At 60.3% G+C, this 14334-nt stretch carries 14 protein-coding genes and 1 tRNA gene; 2 read left to right on the top strand and 13 right to left on the bottom strand.

Annotated elements, in window-relative coordinates; all coding sequences use genetic code 11:
- Nucleotide 1 precedes the first annotated feature (1 nt).
- The 5 genes from G6K99_RS00755 to G6K99_RS00735 form a co-directional block, all read right to left on the bottom strand.
- Nucleotides 2-1120 (bottom strand): ABC transporter permease, encoded by a 1119-nt coding sequence (locus tag G6K99_RS00755; RefSeq protein WP_062578673.1) that lies wholly within the window; start codon nucleotides 1118-1120, stop codon nucleotides 2-4.
- Nucleotides 1121-1196: 76 nt separating this feature from the next.
- Nucleotides 1197-2717: an ABC transporter ATP-binding protein gene (locus G6K99_RS00750; RefSeq protein ID WP_062454137.1), complete on the bottom strand. Its 1521-nt coding sequence runs from the start codon at nucleotides 2715-2717 to the stop codon at nucleotides 1197-1199.
- Nucleotides 2718-2795: 78 nt separating this feature from the next.
- Nucleotides 2796-3788, bottom strand: a complete 993-nt coding sequence (locus tag G6K99_RS00745) for a BMP family protein (RefSeq protein ID WP_062580101.1) — start codon at nucleotides 3786-3788, stop codon at nucleotides 2796-2798.
- Between the two features lie 253 nt (nucleotides 3789-4041).
- Complete coding sequence (gene msrA, locus G6K99_RS00740) at nucleotides 4042-4692, bottom strand: peptide-methionine (S)-S-oxide reductase MsrA (RefSeq protein ID WP_174195438.1); 651 nt, start codon at nucleotides 4690-4692, stop codon at nucleotides 4042-4044.
- A gap of 41 nt (nucleotides 4693-4733) precedes the next feature.
- Nucleotides 4734-5063 carry a hypothetical protein gene (locus G6K99_RS00735; protein WP_062578669.1) on the bottom strand — a complete coding sequence of 110 codons (330 nt, stop codon included), beginning with the start codon at nucleotides 5061-5063 and terminating at the stop codon, nucleotides 4734-4736.
- 187 nt (nucleotides 5064-5250) lie between these two features.
- Between G6K99_RS00735 and G6K99_RS00730 the strand changes: the two genes are divergently transcribed.
- Nucleotides 5251-5340: transfer RNA gene (locus G6K99_RS00730), tRNA-Ser, on the top strand.
- A 48-nt stretch (nucleotides 5341-5388) separates the two neighbouring features.
- On the opposite strand, the gene G6K99_RS00725 is transcribed toward G6K99_RS00730, so the two are convergent.
- Nucleotides 5389-6396 carry an NAD-dependent epimerase/dehydratase family protein gene (locus G6K99_RS00725; protein ID WP_113109322.1) on the bottom strand — a complete coding sequence of 336 codons (1008 nt, stop codon included), beginning with the start codon at nucleotides 6394-6396 and terminating at the stop codon, nucleotides 5389-5391.
- A 63-nt stretch (nucleotides 6397-6459) separates the two neighbouring features.
- Nucleotides 6460-6855, bottom strand: a complete 396-nt coding sequence (locus G6K99_RS00720; protein WP_062454141.1) for a response regulator — start codon at nucleotides 6853-6855, stop codon at nucleotides 6460-6462.
- A 191-nt stretch (nucleotides 6856-7046) separates the two neighbouring features.
- Here G6K99_RS00720 and G6K99_RS00715 point away from each other — a divergent pair, with 191 nt between their 5' ends.
- Complete coding sequence (locus tag G6K99_RS00715; RefSeq protein ID WP_062454142.1) at nucleotides 7047-7448, top strand: DUF1236 domain-containing protein; 402 nt, start codon at nucleotides 7047-7049, stop codon at nucleotides 7446-7448.
- Nucleotides 7449-7521: 73 nt separating this feature from the next.
- On the opposite strand, the gene pncB is transcribed toward G6K99_RS00715, so the two are convergent.
- The 6 genes from pncB to G6K99_RS00685 all read right to left on the bottom strand — a co-directional run bounded on the left by pncB (nucleotide 7522) and on the right by G6K99_RS00685 (nucleotide 14270).
- Nucleotides 7522-8826 carry a nicotinate phosphoribosyltransferase gene (gene pncB / locus G6K99_RS00710; protein WP_113109321.1) on the bottom strand — a complete coding sequence of 435 codons (1305 nt, stop codon included), beginning with the start codon at nucleotides 8824-8826 and terminating at the stop codon, nucleotides 7522-7524.
- A 159-nt stretch (nucleotides 8827-8985) separates the two neighbouring features.
- A complete protein-coding gene (locus tag G6K99_RS00705) occupies nucleotides 8986-9330 on the bottom strand; it encodes a hypothetical protein (RefSeq protein ID WP_139283899.1) in 345 nt (114 codons plus the stop codon).
- A gap of 109 nt (nucleotides 9331-9439) precedes the next feature.
- On the bottom strand, nucleotides 9440-10390 hold the full coding sequence (locus tag G6K99_RS00700; RefSeq protein WP_174195437.1) for a glyoxylate/hydroxypyruvate reductase A: 951 nt from the start codon (nucleotides 10388-10390) through the stop codon (nucleotides 9440-9442).
- 22 nt (nucleotides 10391-10412) lie between these two features.
- Nucleotides 10413-12041, bottom strand: coding sequence for an ABC transporter ATP-binding protein (locus tag G6K99_RS00695; RefSeq protein WP_174195436.1), 1629 nt, complete (start codon nucleotides 12039-12041; stop codon nucleotides 10413-10415).
- A gap of 4 nt (nucleotides 12042-12045) precedes the next feature.
- A complete protein-coding gene (locus G6K99_RS00690) occupies nucleotides 12046-13188 on the bottom strand; it encodes an ABC transporter permease (protein WP_174195435.1) in 1143 nt (380 codons plus the stop codon).
- Nucleotides 13188-14270, bottom strand: coding sequence for a microcin C ABC transporter permease YejB (locus G6K99_RS00685; RefSeq protein WP_113166896.1), 1083 nt, complete (start codon nucleotides 14268-14270; stop codon nucleotides 13188-13190). The genes G6K99_RS00690 and G6K99_RS00685 overlap by 1 nt, the downstream gene beginning before the upstream one ends.
- Between the last annotated feature and the right edge of the window lie 64 nt (nucleotides 14271-14334).

Below are 14334 nucleotides of genomic sequence, written 5' to 3'. Positions count from 1 at the left end.
CCTATCTCCCCCCTGCCGGTGATCGGGCAAACTGCTGGTAGGCACGCACGATTGCCGGTCGAAGCATATATTCGAGCGCTCCGGCAAACAGGATGACCATGCCCTGGATGACGACGATCATGTCGCGCGTGATCGCCGGCATGTCGAACGAAAGCTCGGCACCGCCCTGATAGAGGATGCCGAACAGCAGCGCCGAAAGGACGATGCCGGCCGGGTGGTTGCGTCCCATCAGCGACACCGCAATTCCGACGAAGCCGGCGCCACCGACGAATTCGATCTGCAGACGGGCGGATGCGCCCATGACCGGATTGAGCGCCATCATGCCGGCAAGGCCTCCGGAGATCAGCATCGTGATCATGACGATCTTCGAATACCCGATACCGGCATAGCTTGCGGCGGATGGGCTGATGCCGAGCGTGCGCATTTCATAGCCGAGCTTGGTGCGCCAGATCAGGACCCAGACCAGGAAGCACATGATGAGTGCGATGAGGAACGAGAAGTTAAGCGGAGCCGCACCGAGCTTGCCGCCGAACATCGCGATCAGCCAATCGAGCTTCGGCAACTGGCCGCCCGGCAGAAAGGTGCGGCTTTCCGGCGCCATCTTGCCGGGCACGATCAGCATGTGCACCAGCACGTAGTTCATCAGCGACGACACGATGAAATTGAACATGATGGTGGTGATGACGATGTGGCTGCCGCGCTTTGCCTGAAGCCAGGCAGGGATGGCGGCGCAGGCGGCACCGAAGAGTGCTGCCCCGATCACCGCAAACGGCATCGTCACGTACCAGGGAACATAGGCATCGAGCGAGAGCGCCACCAGCGCAGCACCGAGACCACCGAGATAGGCCTGGCCTTCCGAGCCGATGTTGAACAGGCCCGAATGGATGGCGACTGCGACCGACAGGCCGGTGAAGATGAAGCTCGTGGTGTAAAACAGGGTGAAGCCGATGCCTTCGCCGCGGCCAAGCGCACCGACCAGAAGCAGCTGCAGCGCTTCGAACGGGTTTTCGCCGATCGCCCACACCACGATGCCGGAAAAGAAGAAGGCGAGCGCGAGGTTGATCAGCGGGATGACGCCGTAATTGATCCAGCCAGGCAGGGGAACGGATGCGGTGCTCATGCGCCCTCTCCCTTCCAGTCGTTTGCAGGGAGAAGCCCAGGCATCGTAAACTCCAAAAATATCATTCCCGGCCGGATCATGCTGCGATCCCGGCCATCATCAGGCCCAGCGTCTGCTCACCTGCCTCGCCCGACTTTTCGCCGACGACCTTGCCGGCAAACATGACAAGGATGCGGTCCGACAGGGAGCGGATCTCGTCGAGTTCGACGGAGACCAGAAGCACGGCCTTGCCGGCATCGCGCGTATCGATGATGCGCTTGTGGATGAACTCGATCGCGCCGATATCGACGCCGCGGGTGGGCTGGCCAATGATCAGCACATCCGGATCGCGCTCGATCTCGCGGGCGACGACGATCTTCTGCTGGTTGCCACCGGAGAAATTGGCGGTCTTCAACCGCGCATTCGGGGGGCGGATGTCGTATTTGACGATCTGTTCCTCGGCCTGCTTGCGGATCGCGTCGAGATCCAGCATCGCACCGCCATAGCGGCGATCGCGATGATAGCCCAAGATGGAGTTCTCATATTCCTCGAATTTGAGGACGAGGCCCATATGATGGCGGTCTTCCGGAATGTGCGCGAGGCCGAGCGCGCGCAACATGGCGGGATCTGAACCGGCAATCGACTGGCCGTTGACGATGATCTCGCCGGAGGACGGCTTGCGGATGCCGGCGATGGCCTCCAGCAGTTCCGACTGGCCGTTTCCAGCGACACCGGCAATGCCGACGATCTCGCCGGCGCGGACTTCGAACGACACGTCGTCGACCATCGTCACGCCGCGGCTATCCTTGACGGTGAGGTTCTTGACCGACAGCAGAACCTTGCCCGGATCGGCCTCGCCCTTTTCGACACGCAGCAAAACACGGCGACCGACCATCAGTTCGGCAAGTTCCTCGACGGTCGTGTCGGCAGTCTTGCGGGTGGCCACGATTTCACCGCGGCGCATGACGGAGACCGTATCGGTGATCGCCATGATCTCGCGCAGCTTGTGGGTGATGAGAATGATCGTCTTGCCCTGGTCGCGCAGCACGCGCAGGACCTTGAACAGGTGGTCCGCCTCGGGCGGTGTCAACACGCCGGTCGGCTCGTCGAGAATGAGGATTTCGGCGCCGCGATAGAGGGCCTTCAGGATCTCGACACGCTGCTGGCGACCGACCGGCAATTCCTCGATGACCGCATCGGGATCGACGTCGAGGCCGTAATCGGCCTCCAGACGCTTCAGCTCCTTGCGGGCGCTGGCCACGCCCCGGCGCAGCAACTGGCCGCCTTCGGCACCCAGCATGACGTTTTCCAGAACCGTGAAATTCTCGACCAGCATGAAGTGCTGGTGCACCATGCCGATGCCCGAGGAGATCGCAGCCTGGCTGTCGCGGATCGTCACGGGCTTGCCGGAGATGCGAATCTCGCCCTCATCGGCCTGATAGAATCCGTAGAGGATCGACATCAGCGTCGACTTACCGGCGCCGTTTTCGCCGATAATGCCATGGATCGAGCCTTTGGCAACCGTGAGGTTGATATTCTTGTTCGCGTGCACCGCGCCAAACTTCTTGTCGATCCCGACAAGTTCGATCGCCGGCTCTTTCGCAGGTTCGAAGCTCAATGATCCGCCCTTCCACTGGATATACAAAAAGGGCGCATGACGACATCGATCGCCATACGCCCTTTGATGGTTACCTGCTTACATCGGGCAGGCGTTGTCCGACATGTAGTCGTGAACCTTGACGGTGCCGGCAATGATGTCAGCCTTAGCCTTATCGACGGCTGCCTGCATTTCAGGGGTGATCAGCGACTTGTTGCTGTCGTCGATCGCAGCCGAAACGCCGTCTTCCTTGACGCCGAGCGACTGGATGCCGGCCGTGAACTTGTCGTCCTTCAGATCCTTGTAGGCATTGTAGACAGCCAGATCGACGCGCTTGACCATCGAGGTCAGGACCGAACCCGGATGAAGGTGGTTCTGGTTGCTGTCGACGCCGATCGAGAACTTCTTGTTGTCGGCCGCCGTCTGAAGCACGCCAAGACCGGTCGCACCTGCTGCCGCGTAAACGACGTCGGCACCCTGATCGATCTGGTTCTTGGTGAGCTCGCCACCGCGAACCGGGTCGTTCCAGGCCGCGCCGGTCGTGCCGGTCATGTTCTGGAACACCTGCGCATCAGGCTTTGCTGCCTTGACGCCCTGGGCATAGCCGCAACCGAACTTGCGGATCAGCGGAATATCCATGCCGCCGATGAAGCCGACCTTGCCGGTCTTCGAGGCGAGGCCTGCGAGAACGCCGACGAGATACGAGCCTTCCTCTTCCTTGTAGAGAACGGAACGCACGTTCTTCAGGTCAACGACGGAATCGACGATGACGAACTTGGTGTCCGGGAATTCCGCGGCAACCTTCTCCATCGCCGAAGTCCAGGCAAAGGAAACGGCGACGACCGGGTTATATCCGCGGCTTGCGAAGTTGCGGATAGCCTGCTCGCCCTGCGTATCGTCCTTCGGCTCGAAGTCGCGATAGTCGGTGCCGGTTTCCTTTTTGAACTGCTCGGCGCCGGCATAGGCTGCTTCGTTGAACGATTTGTCGAACTTGCCGCCGGTGCCATAGACGAGCGCCGGCTTGACTTCAGCGGCGATCGCTGTCGACGACAGCGCGGCCACGGCGACGAGGCTCAAAAGTGTTTTTTTCATCATTCAGCCCTGTTTTTTTAAGTTAGGTCCTCCCGCAGCGCCTCACAGAGGTATCGCTCACGGTCACCTGCCCCCCTCTTCGAAGGCTTGGCTGTCGAATACTCTTGCATGGGTGTTGGAAAATTTCACGAGATTTTTTTCGTTTGGTAAAAAACCACAGGCAGGTCGCAACCCTGCTCAAGGCTTCACCAAATTCGCGCCGACGTCGCTCAAATCCATAGCGGCCTGGGATGATTTTAGGCAGCCAGCCCGGCTAGGCGACGGGACAGCTCACACCTGTTCCGCGCAAGCCGCAATAGCCGCCGGGGTTCTTCGCCAGATACTGCTGATGGCACTCCTCGGCGTAGTAGTAATTGCCAATCGGCGCGATCTCGGTCGTGATCGAGACGTCACGCCCCGCAGCAGTCAATGCAGCCTGAAACGCGGCAAGCGCCTTGCCGGCCGCAGCCACCTGCTCTTCCGACGTGGTATAGAGCGCGGACCGATAGGTCGTGCCGATATCATTGCCCTGCCGCATCCCTTGCGTCGGATCGTGCTCCTCGAAAAACAGCTTCAGAAGCTGACGGTAGGAGACAATCTCCGGATCGAACACGACTTTCACGATTTCCGCGTGCCCGGTCAGCCCTGTTGTTGTCTCGTGATAGGTCGGGTTCGGGGTCAAGCCGCCAGCAAAGCCGACTGAGGTGACATGAACGCCCGGGACTTGCCAGAACAGCCGCTCGGCGCCCCAGAAGCAACCCATGCCGAAATACGCCACATCCAGACCTTCCGGATAGGGTTCCTTCAGCGCGCGGCCGTTGACGAAATGATGGTCCGACGTTGCGACCGGTGTCTCTCTGCCGGGCAGGGCCTTTTCAACCGATGGCATGACAGTTTTCTTGCTGAACATATCGATCAAGAACATTTCAACCTCCCGAGTGAGGCGCGCCTCGCCTGCCTCTTGCCCTATCTAGCAGAAAAACGCCCGAACGGCGCGGGTTTCCTGTATCCGACCATCCAGAAAAACAGTGCCAGCCCGAGAAAGATCGCAAAGGCCGGCTGCGCCAGAACCGGGGCCACGTAGGGACGCCAGATATCCGAGCCGACATAGGAATTGGCGGAAATCTCCGCCATCGTCAGGCCTTCGGGATCGAAATTCAGCCAGGCATTGCCGAGGCTCGTCATGACGACCGAGGAGGAGGAAACCGAATTGACCGAGTCCATCGTGCCGGCGACGACGGCTGCGATGAGCGCCGCGAGGCTCAAAGCCCGCATCAGAAACCTTACTGTCCTCATCGCAGGCTCCCCTGATGGCACTCAATCGCTGCAGGAAGCAAAATAGTGGCAAGCCTGATCCGTGACAACGCATGACATAAGATTTGTGCAACTGGCGCAAATCGTCCAGATTCCGGTTGATCCTTGGAAATTCATTGGTATATATCGCGCCGACCGCTGCTTCGCCCAAGGCTTGCGTCGGTTTTAAGGACAGGTGGCCGAGTGGTTGAAGGCGCACGCCTGGAAAGTGTGTATACGTGAGAGCGTATCGCGGGTTCGAATCCCGCTCTGTCCGCCATCACTTCCCAACCCAATCTTCAGACTTCCCCGTTGAACATCCCGAGCGCTAGTCGATCTGGCTGCGGTGTTCCAGATACCATTCGACGAAAGCGCGAACGCCTTCGTTAAGGCCGATCTCGGGTTTGCGGCCGGTCAGTGCGAGCAGCAGGTCGGGGCTTGCGAAGGTGCGGGGGACGTCGCCCTGCTGCATCGGCAGCATTTTCCGTTTCGCCGGTTTGCCCATGATCTTCTCGATCGTTTCGACGAAATCCATCAGACCGGCAGGCTGACCACCGCCGATATTGACGATGCGGAACGGACCCTGATGCGACAGCGTGTCGATACCGGCGACGCGGTTTTCCTCAGATGGGATGATCGACGCGAGATCCACGATCGAATCGACGAGGTCGTCGATATAGGTGAAATCGCGGCTCATCTTGCCTTCGCCGTAGATCTCGATCTCCTGATCCTCGATCATTGCCTTGACGAATTTGAACAGCGCCATGTCCGGCCGGCCCCAGGGGCCGTAGACGGTGAAGAAGCGGAAGGCCGTGGTCGGGATCTTGTAGAGATGGGCGTAGCTATGGGCCATCGCCTCCATTGCCTTCTTGCTGGCCGCATAGAAGGTGAGTGGCTCGTCGGCCTTGTCGGTTTCGCGGAACGGAATATCCGGATTAGCACCGTAGACCGAGGAGGTCGAAGCCAGCAGAAGGTGGCCGACATTGGCTTCGCGGGCCGCTTCGAGCACGTTCCACGAGCCGATCAGATTGCTATCGAGATAGGCCTTGGGGTTTTCGAGACTATAGCGGACGCCCGCCTGGGCGGCGAGATGGACGATCACGTCAGGTTTGAATTCGCGGGTTGCCGCCTGCAGCGTTTCCCGGTCTTCCAGCATCGCCTCGACGGGGCGGAAGGAGGGAAACTGCACGAGGCCGGCGACGCGCGCTTCCTTGAGCTTGAGGCTGTAATAGGGCGTCATTCCATCGAAGCCGAGAACCTCGTGACCATCCTGGAGCAGACGCCGCGCCAGATGAAAGCCAATAAATCCCGCCGTGCCAGTGATGAAATACCGCATCGATCGTCCCGCAATTGCTTTGCGTAACGTCATAACCGCTTGATGCGGCTATGGACAGACCAATTAGTGGAACAGCCGCAGCCTTGCCGGCGGCGTTCCCTGACGGCCATTCTTGCGATCCACCGCAAACTGGATGAGATCCATGGAGGCCTGATCGGTCAGGGGCTTCGCCATAACGCCCACAACGCCTGAAACTCCGGATGCGACAAGACCCGGATTGCCCGTGATCATAATGACGATGATGCCGAATTCGGCAAGCGTCTTGGCGATTTCAGGACCCGTCTCCCCATCCGCCAGCCTGACATCCACGAAAGCGATGTCGGTCTCGCGGGTGTAGTTCAAGGCAACGGTCATGTCGGGTGCAATGCCCACGACATCGTGCCCGCTGCGATGGACGGCATCCTCGATGTCCATGGCGACAAGCAAGCTGTCTTCGACAATCAGAAATCGGTATTCCACATCAAATTCCTCTGCGCGTTGAAGGAAAACATAGGCGGAAGCGCGGCAGAGGCAAGCCCTGCTCCACATCCGCCGATGCCAAGAGCGCCGCACAACGTTACATCCGGTTACGAAAGGTGACAACCGCTCCGGAACGAGTTTGCAAGTTCTACCGTTGTTAGGCCCGAGCGTATAGAAAAAGGAGAACCACCATGAAGAAGCTGACATTTGCTTCCTGCATCATCCTCGCGACAGCCTTTACCGGCCAAGCCTTTGCACAGCAGGGTACTGTTACAGGCGCCGCAGGCGGCGCGGTCACCGGCGCGATCGTTGGCGGCCCGGTTGGCGCTGCAGTTGGTGGCGTTATCGGCGCCGTTGCCGGGACAGCAATCGACCCGCCACCGCGCGAAGTCGTGACCTACGTCCAGGAACAGCCGCTGCCTACCACCGCCTACAGGGTCGAGCAGCCGATCGCCGTCGGCAAGCGGATCCCGCAGACCGTCGTCGTGACACCTGTGCCGAGCAATCCGAAATACGCGTACACGGTCGTCAACAACCAGCGCGTCATCGTTGATCCGGAAACCAACACCGTGGTTCAGGTGATCGAGCAGTAAGTTCGATCTGACATCACCAAACAGACAAGGCCCGGCGAGCTTCCTCGCCGGGCCTTTTTGATTGCGGAAATGACTAGACGACGACCTTTTGGTCGACGCGGTCTTCCTGACCGAAGAATTTGAGATACCGCTCGACTTCCGACGGTTCGCCGGTTGCCTTGCGGGGATTGTCGGAAAGCTTGACGGCGGGGCGGCCATTCGCTTCGGTCACCTTGCAGACGACCGAGATCGGCTTGAGACCGGCGATTTCCTGTGGCGCACAATCGGCAAAATCATTGGTCAGGTTTGTCCCCCAGCCGAAGCTCATGCGTGCCCGTCCCTCGAAATGGCGGTAGGTATCGACGATTGCTTCGACATCCAGACCGTCCGAAAAGATCAGAAGCTTCTCTCGCGGATCACGCCCCATCTTGTTCCACCAGGCGATGATCTTTTCGCCGCCTTCAATGGGCGGTGCGCTGTCCGGCCGGAAGCCGGTCCAGTCGGCAACCCAGTCCGGAGCGTCGCGCAGGAAGGCGGCCGTGCCGAACGCATCGGGAAGCACGATCAAGAGGTTGCCGTGATAAAGCCGGTTCCAGTCTTTTAGCACCTGATAGGGTGCCTGGCGCAGGTCCTCATCTGTCTCCGCCAAGGCTGCGGCCACCATGGGAAGTTCGTGCGCGTTGGTGCCGACGGCTTCGAGATCGGAATCCATTGCCAGGAGCACGTTGCTCGTCCCGGTAAAGGCGCCGCCGATCCCTTCCTTCAGGGCTTCGACACACCAGCGCTGCCACATGAAGCTGTGGCGGCGCCGCGTGCCAAAATCGGAGATACGAAGACCGGGAAGCGTGCGCAGACGCTCGACCTTTTCCCACATCTTCGCCTTGGCGCGCGCATAGAGCACATCGAGCGTAAAATAGCCGAGCGTCCGCATGGCCGAGCGGGATCGCATCTCGTTGATGATCGCCAATGCCGGGATTTCCCACATCGTCGTCTCCATCCACTTGCCGTGGAAGGTCAGCTCGTACTGGCCGTTATGCTTGGAAAGTTCGTATTCCGGGAGTTTAAAGGTCGACAGCCAGGTCAGGAATTCCGGCTCGAAAATCTGCTTCTTGCCGTAGAAGGTGTTACCGGTGAGCCAGATCATTTCCTTCTTGGAAAGACCGACAGTGCGGGCATGGTCGAGCTGCTCGCGCAAGGCAGCCTCGTCGATTTCCTCGGCGAGTCTGACGCTCGTCGTCCGGTTGATGACCGAAAAAGTCGCGTTGACGTCCGGATAAAGTTTCCAGATCATCTGCAACATCAGCAGCTTGTAGAAATCGGTGTCGATCAGACTGCGTATGATCGGGTCCAGCTTCCAGGTGTGGTTATAAACCCTGGTCGCAATATCAGTCTTCGTCATGCCTGCCCCTGCCCGGCCAGACGGCCGGCTCCACCACATCGGCGTCTCGCGAGATTTCGAAACCCTGCGCCAATCCCGGGCAAAGTCTTATCGGCAAATGACTTGGCAAGTCCAGAACGCAATTCGGCCGCGAGATCGCGGCCGAACGAGACGGGCCAATCATGGATTTCCGGAGGGACGATCATTGGTTGTCGGGGCCTGCGGCTGGGTGACCGGTGCGTTGCTGGGTGCTGCGCCGGTGGAGTTGCCAGGTGTCGTGCTACCAGCCGGCGGCGTGGCGGTTTGCTCCGTCGGAGCATCTGTCGACTCGCCCCACCACTCGGCGCCGCTCCAGGCGACGACCGCAAGAACGAGACCGCAAACCAGCACGATCAGCATCGGCTTGCCGTAGGAACCCTGCCGCGCTTCGGTCGCAGTTTCCTGAACCGGTGCGCCGTTCGGGTTGGAACTTGTGCCGCGCGAGACGTTCGGTGTGGGTTTGTCGGCATCGAAACGGGTGTTCATGATCACTCCTCCATTGCCGGCATCATCGTCGTCACGCCGGTCCATGCCAGCTAAACCGCGGGTTGGTGCGAATGGTTCCGTTTCGGCCCTTCGGGATCGGGAACATGGCCTAATAGCCGGCTGTGCGGTCCACGACGTGCTGCAGTGCCTCACCGGCTTCGAACCGCTGCATCTGCACCTCGGCATTGCGAAACAGTGCGCGGATATCCGATGCGGAGGCTGCATGCGGCGTCACGATGACGTTGTCCATGGACCAGAAAGGGCTCTCCTTCGACAATGGCTCCTGTTCGAAGACATCCAGTGACGCTCCACCCAGCATGCCAGTCTCGAGCGCCGACACGAGATCGGCCTCGACCTGGCTGCCGCCGCGGCCGGCGTTGATGAAGACCGGTTTGCCAAGAGCGCCGCCCTGGCGAAGTTTTGCAAACAGCGAGGAATCGAACAGGCCGCGGGTCTCCGGCGTCAGCGGCAGGAGGCCGACAAGGATATCGGTGCGGCCGAGAAATGCATTCAGCCCATCGGCATCGAACGTCTCGACGCCTTCGATCACTTTGAGGCTGCGTGACCAGCCGACGACGTTGAAGCCCATTATCTTCAGCTTGGCGACGGAATCGAGACCGAGCTTGCCGAGACCCATGACGCCGACCGTCAGGTCCTTCGCCTCCGGCTGGGCGAGCTCGCGCCACTCGCTGCGACGCTGCTGGGCAAGGTAGGTCGGCATCTGTCGCAGATGACTCAGCGCCTGCAGCACGACCCATTCGCTCATGCGTGTCGTCAGGCTCTGGTCGACGAAGCGGACGATCGGGCGATCCGGCAGTCCGGGTGTGGCCAGGATTGAATCGACGCCGGCGCCGCCGGAAAAGAGCACGTCGAGGTTCGGCGCGCGCTGGAAGAGATCGACATCCGGCTTCCACATGACCGCATAGCGCGCCTGGGACAGATCCGCCGACTTGTCTGCGGCATGCAGGATGGTTCGCCCGGGAAACGCTCCCTCAAGGGCCGCGTGCATTTCACGCTGCTCGAATTTGAGATCGATGACGACCGCGCCTTTTTCGGACATGTCCTGTTCCCGGATTTTGAGATTACTGATTGATGGCGCCGGCTTCGACGGCTTCCAGGTTGAAGGCGGCGGCCATCAGGGCGCGGGTATAATCCTCGCGGGGTGCCCGGAAGATCTGATCGGCCGGGCCCTCTTCGACCACCTTGCCGAGCCGCATGACGATGACGTGGTTGGCGAGCGCCTTTACCACCTTCAGGTCATGGCTGATGAAGAGGTAGGCGAGGTTATGCTTCTTCTGCAGGTCGCGCAGGAGATCGACGACCTGCGCCTGCACGGTCATGTCGAGCGCGGACGTCGGTTCGTCCAGCATGACGAAGCGCGGCTTCAGCACCATGGCGCGGGCAATCGCGATACGCTGCCGCTGGCCGCCGGAGAATTCATGCGGGTAACGCCAGCGCGTGGCCGGATCGAGCCCGACTTCACCGAGCGCCCAGACGACGCGAGCATCCCGCTCGTCGGCCGAAAGCTGGCTCTCGTGGACCTTGAGACCCTCGGCGATGATGTCGCCGACCGGCATGCGCGGGCTGAGTGAACCGAACGGATCCTGAAACACGACCTGCAACCGGTCGCGGAACGGTCGCATCTGTTTGAAGCTGTATTTTCCGATATCGTTGCCGATGAAGACGATGCGGCCTTCAGACGAAATCAGCCTTGCGAGTGCCAGGCCCAGCGTCGTCTTGCCGGACCCGGATTCGCCGACGACGCCCAGCGTTTCGCCGGCGCGCAGCGTCAGGTCGACACCATCGACCGCCTTGACGTGATCGACCACCTTGCGCATGAAACCGGCCTTGACCGGGAACCAGACACGGATGTCCTTGCCTTCCATCACGACAGGGCTCTTGGGATCGACGACCGGCGGTTCGCCGCGCGGTTCGGACGCCAGGAGGTGCTGGGTATAAGGATGCTGCGGCTTGGTAAAGACGTCCTCGACGCTGCCTGCCTCGACGATCTTGCCCTTGGTCATGACGCAGACGCGATCGGCGAATTTCCGCACGATGCCGAGATCGTGGGTGATGAACAGCATCGACATGCCATGCTCGCCCTTCAGCGCGCGCAACAGATCGAGGATCTGTGCCTGTACCGTGACGTCGAGCGCCGTGGTCGGTTCGTCGGCGATCAAGAGTTTCGGCCGGTTGGCAAGCGCCATGGCGATCATGACACGCTGGCGCTGGCCGCCCGAAAGCTCATGCGGATAGGCCTGAAGGCGCTTTTCCGGCTCGCGGATGCCGACCTGGTTCAACAGTTCCAGCGTGCGACCCCGCGCCGTCTGGCCGGAGACGCCCTGATGCAGATCGAGGATCTCGCCGATCTGCTTCTCGATCGTGTGGAGCGGATTGAGCGAGGTCATCGGCTCTTGAAAGATCATCGTGATGTCGTTGCCGCGCACGCGGCGCAGGTCGGGTTCCGATGCCTTCAGGAGATCGCGGCCATCAAACAGGATCTCGCCGGAGGGATGGCTTGCCGCCGGATAGGACAGAAGCTTGAGGATGGAATTGGCGGTTACCGACTTGCCGGAACCGGATTCGCCAACAAGCGCCAGAACCTCGCCCGGCTTGATGTCGAACGACACCTTGTCGACGGCAAGCGTCGTTGCGCCGCCCTGATGGAAGGCGACGGAGAGATCACGCACGGAGAGAAGCGGTTCGGTCATGGTTTCACCCAAACGTCTTTCTCGGATCGAAGGCATCGCGCACCGCCTCGCCAATGAAGATCAGCAGCGACATCATGATCGACATCGTGAAGAAGGCCGTGAGGCCGAGCCATGGCGCCTGGAGGTTGTTCTTGCCCTGGGCAATCATTTCACCCAGCGACGGCGATCCGGCAGGCATGCCCAAGCCCAGAAAGTCGAGCGAGGTCAGTGTTGCGATGGAGCCTGACAGGATGAAGGGCAGGAAGGTCAGGGTCGCGACCATCGCATTCGGTAGAAGGTGCCTATACATGATCGTGGCATTGCCGACCCCCAAGGCGCGGGCAGCCCGGACATATTCGAAATTGCGGGCGCGCAGGAATTCTGCCCGCACGACGCCGACAAAGCCCACCCAGGAGAATAAAAGCATGATGCCGAGCAGCACGAAGAAGCCCGGCGGCAGAATGGCGGCGATGATCAGCAGGATATAGAGGACCGGCATCGACGACCAGATTTCGATGAAGCGCTGCATCAGAAGATCGACCCAGCCGCCGAAATAGCCCTGGATGGCACCTGACGTCACGCCGATGACGGCCGAACAGATGGTGAGCGCCAGGCCGAACAGGACGGAGAGCCGGAAACCGTAGATCATCCGCGCCATCACGTCGCGCGCCTGGTCATCCGTGCCGAGCCAGTTGAGGTTGGCAAGGCTGCAATTGGGATCCTGTGTGCCCTGCGGATACGCCTTGCAGCGTTCATCTGCCGACATCAACCAGAAGGGTTTCGTGGGGGCCGAGTGCGGGATCTGCGAATTCACCGTCTGATAGGAATAGCGGATCGGCGGCCAGATCATCCAGCCGTTGGCCTCGATTTCCTGCTGGATGAAGTCGGAGCGGTAATCCGTGGTGGCGAGAAAGCCGCCGAATTTCTCTTCCGGATAATCGATCATCACAGGATAGAGTATCTCGCCCTTGTAGGACGCGATGATCGGTCGGTCGTTGGCGATGAACTCGGCGGACAGCGCCAGAACGAACAACACCATGAAGATCCAGAAGGACCAGAAGCCGCGCTTGTTGGCACGGAAATTGGCCAGCCGTCGCCGATTGGTCGGCGACATCAGCGGGCGCTTGACGGGGATTGCCTCGGACGGTGTCACGGCAGGTGTCTGCATCACACGTCCCTCCGCTCGAAATCGATGCGTGGATCGATCCAGGTATAGACGAGGTCGGAGATCAGGCTGACGACAAGGCCCATCAGCGAGAAGATGTAGAGCGTGCCGAACACGATCGGATAATCGCGGTTGATGATGGAGAGGTAGCCGAGGCGGCCGAGCCCATCCAGCGAGAAGATGTTCTCAATCAGCAGTGAGCCGGTAAAGAAGGCCGAGATAAAGGCGCTCGGGAAACCGGCGATGACGATCAGCATGGCGTTGCGGAAGACGTGGCCATAGAGAACCTGCCGCTCGTTGAGACCCTTTGCGCGCGCGGTCGTGACATACTGTTTCTTAATCTCGTCGATAAAGGAATTCTTGGTCAGAAGCGTCGTCGTGGCAAAGGCCGATAGCGACAGCGCGATCAGCGGCAGGGTCAGATGCCAGAAATAGTCGATGATCTTCTGCCACCAGGTGAGCTGATCGAAATTATCAGAGACGAGACCGCGCAAGGGAAACCAGTCGAGGAAGGAACCGCCCGCGAACATCACGATCAACAGGATGCCGAACAGGAAGCCCGGAACCGCATAACCGACGATGACGATGCCCGACGTCCAGACATCAAAGGTCGAGCCGTCCTTGACCGCCTTGCGAATGCCGAGCGGGATCGAGATCAGATAGGACACGATCAGGATCCAGAACCCGAGCGAGATCGATACCGGAAGCTTGTCGATGATCAGGTCGATCACGGACGTGTTGCGAAAGAAGCTTTCGCCGAAATCAAAGCGCGCGTAGTTCCACATCATGTCGAGAAAGCGGGTCAGTGGCGGTTTGTCGAAACCGAACTGCTGCTCGAGCTTCTTGATGAATTCCGGATCGAGCCCCTGGGCGCCGCGATAGCGCGATTCATCGCCACCGCCGCCCTGGCCCATCATATCGCCACCACCGGACAGGCGGTCGCCGCTATCCTGTCCCTGAACCTGCGCAATGATCTGCTCGACAGGCCCGCCGGGCGCGAACTGCACGACAAGGAAGGAGATTGCCATGATACCGACCAGCGTCGGGATCATCAGCAGCAGGCGACGAAGAATATAGGCGCCCATCAGAGCACCCTGCTTTTCGGCTGCGGCGCGATGCCGGACAAAACTCCGGACGCACGTCCGCTTC

This window comes from Neorhizobium sp. AL 9.2.2 (genome assembly GCF_013317225.1).
Taxonomy (GTDB): Bacteria; Pseudomonadota; Alphaproteobacteria; order Rhizobiales; family Rhizobiaceae; genus Neorhizobium; species Neorhizobium soli.
The sequence above is the reverse complement of the archived record's forward strand: the minus strand, read 5'-3'. Positions and strand labels throughout refer to the sequence as shown.

Bases quoted from the DNA above. Each gene is read 5' to 3' on its own strand.
- G6K99_RS00755 (WP_062578673.1), bottom strand. From the start codon at position 1,120: ATGAGCACCGCATCCGTTCCCCTGCCTGGCTGGATCAATTACGGCGTC.
- G6K99_RS00745 (WP_062580101.1), bottom strand. From the start codon at position 3,788: ATGAAAAAAACACTTTTGAGCCTCGTCGCCGTGGCCGCGCTGTCGTCG.
- msrA (WP_174195438.1), bottom strand. From the start codon at position 4,692: ATGTTCTTGATCGATATGTTCAGCAAGAAAACTGTCATGCCATCGGTT.
- G6K99_RS00735 (WP_062578669.1), bottom strand. From the start codon at position 5,063: ATGAGGACAGTAAGGTTTCTGATGCGGGCTTTGAGCCTCGCGGCGCTC.
- G6K99_RS00725 (WP_113109322.1), bottom strand. From the start codon at position 6,396: ATGCGGTATTTCATCACTGGCACGGCGGGATTTATTGGCTTTCATCTG.
- G6K99_RS00715 (WP_062454142.1), top strand. From the start codon at position 7,047: ATGAAGAAGCTGACATTTGCTTCCTGCATCATCCTCGCGACAGCCTTT.
- pncB (WP_113109321.1), bottom strand. From the start codon at position 8,826: ATGACGAAGACTGATATTGCGACCAGGGTTTATAACCACACCTGGAAG.
- G6K99_RS00705 (WP_139283899.1), bottom strand. From the start codon at position 9,330: ATGAACACCCGTTTCGATGCCGACAAACCCACACCGAACGTCTCGCGC.
- G6K99_RS00700 (WP_174195437.1), bottom strand. From the start codon at position 10,390: ATGTCCGAAAAAGGCGCGGTCGTCATCGATCTCAAATTCGAGCAGCGT.
- G6K99_RS00695 (WP_174195436.1), bottom strand. From the start codon at position 12,041: ATGACCGAACCGCTTCTCTCCGTGCGTGATCTCTCCGTCGCCTTCCAT.
- G6K99_RS00690 (WP_174195435.1), bottom strand. From the start codon at position 13,188: ATGCAGACACCTGCCGTGACACCGTCCGAGGCAATCCCCGTCAAGCGC.
- G6K99_RS00685 (WP_113166896.1), bottom strand. From the start codon at position 14,270: ATGGGCGCCTATATTCTTCGTCGCCTGCTGCTGATGATCCCGACGCTG.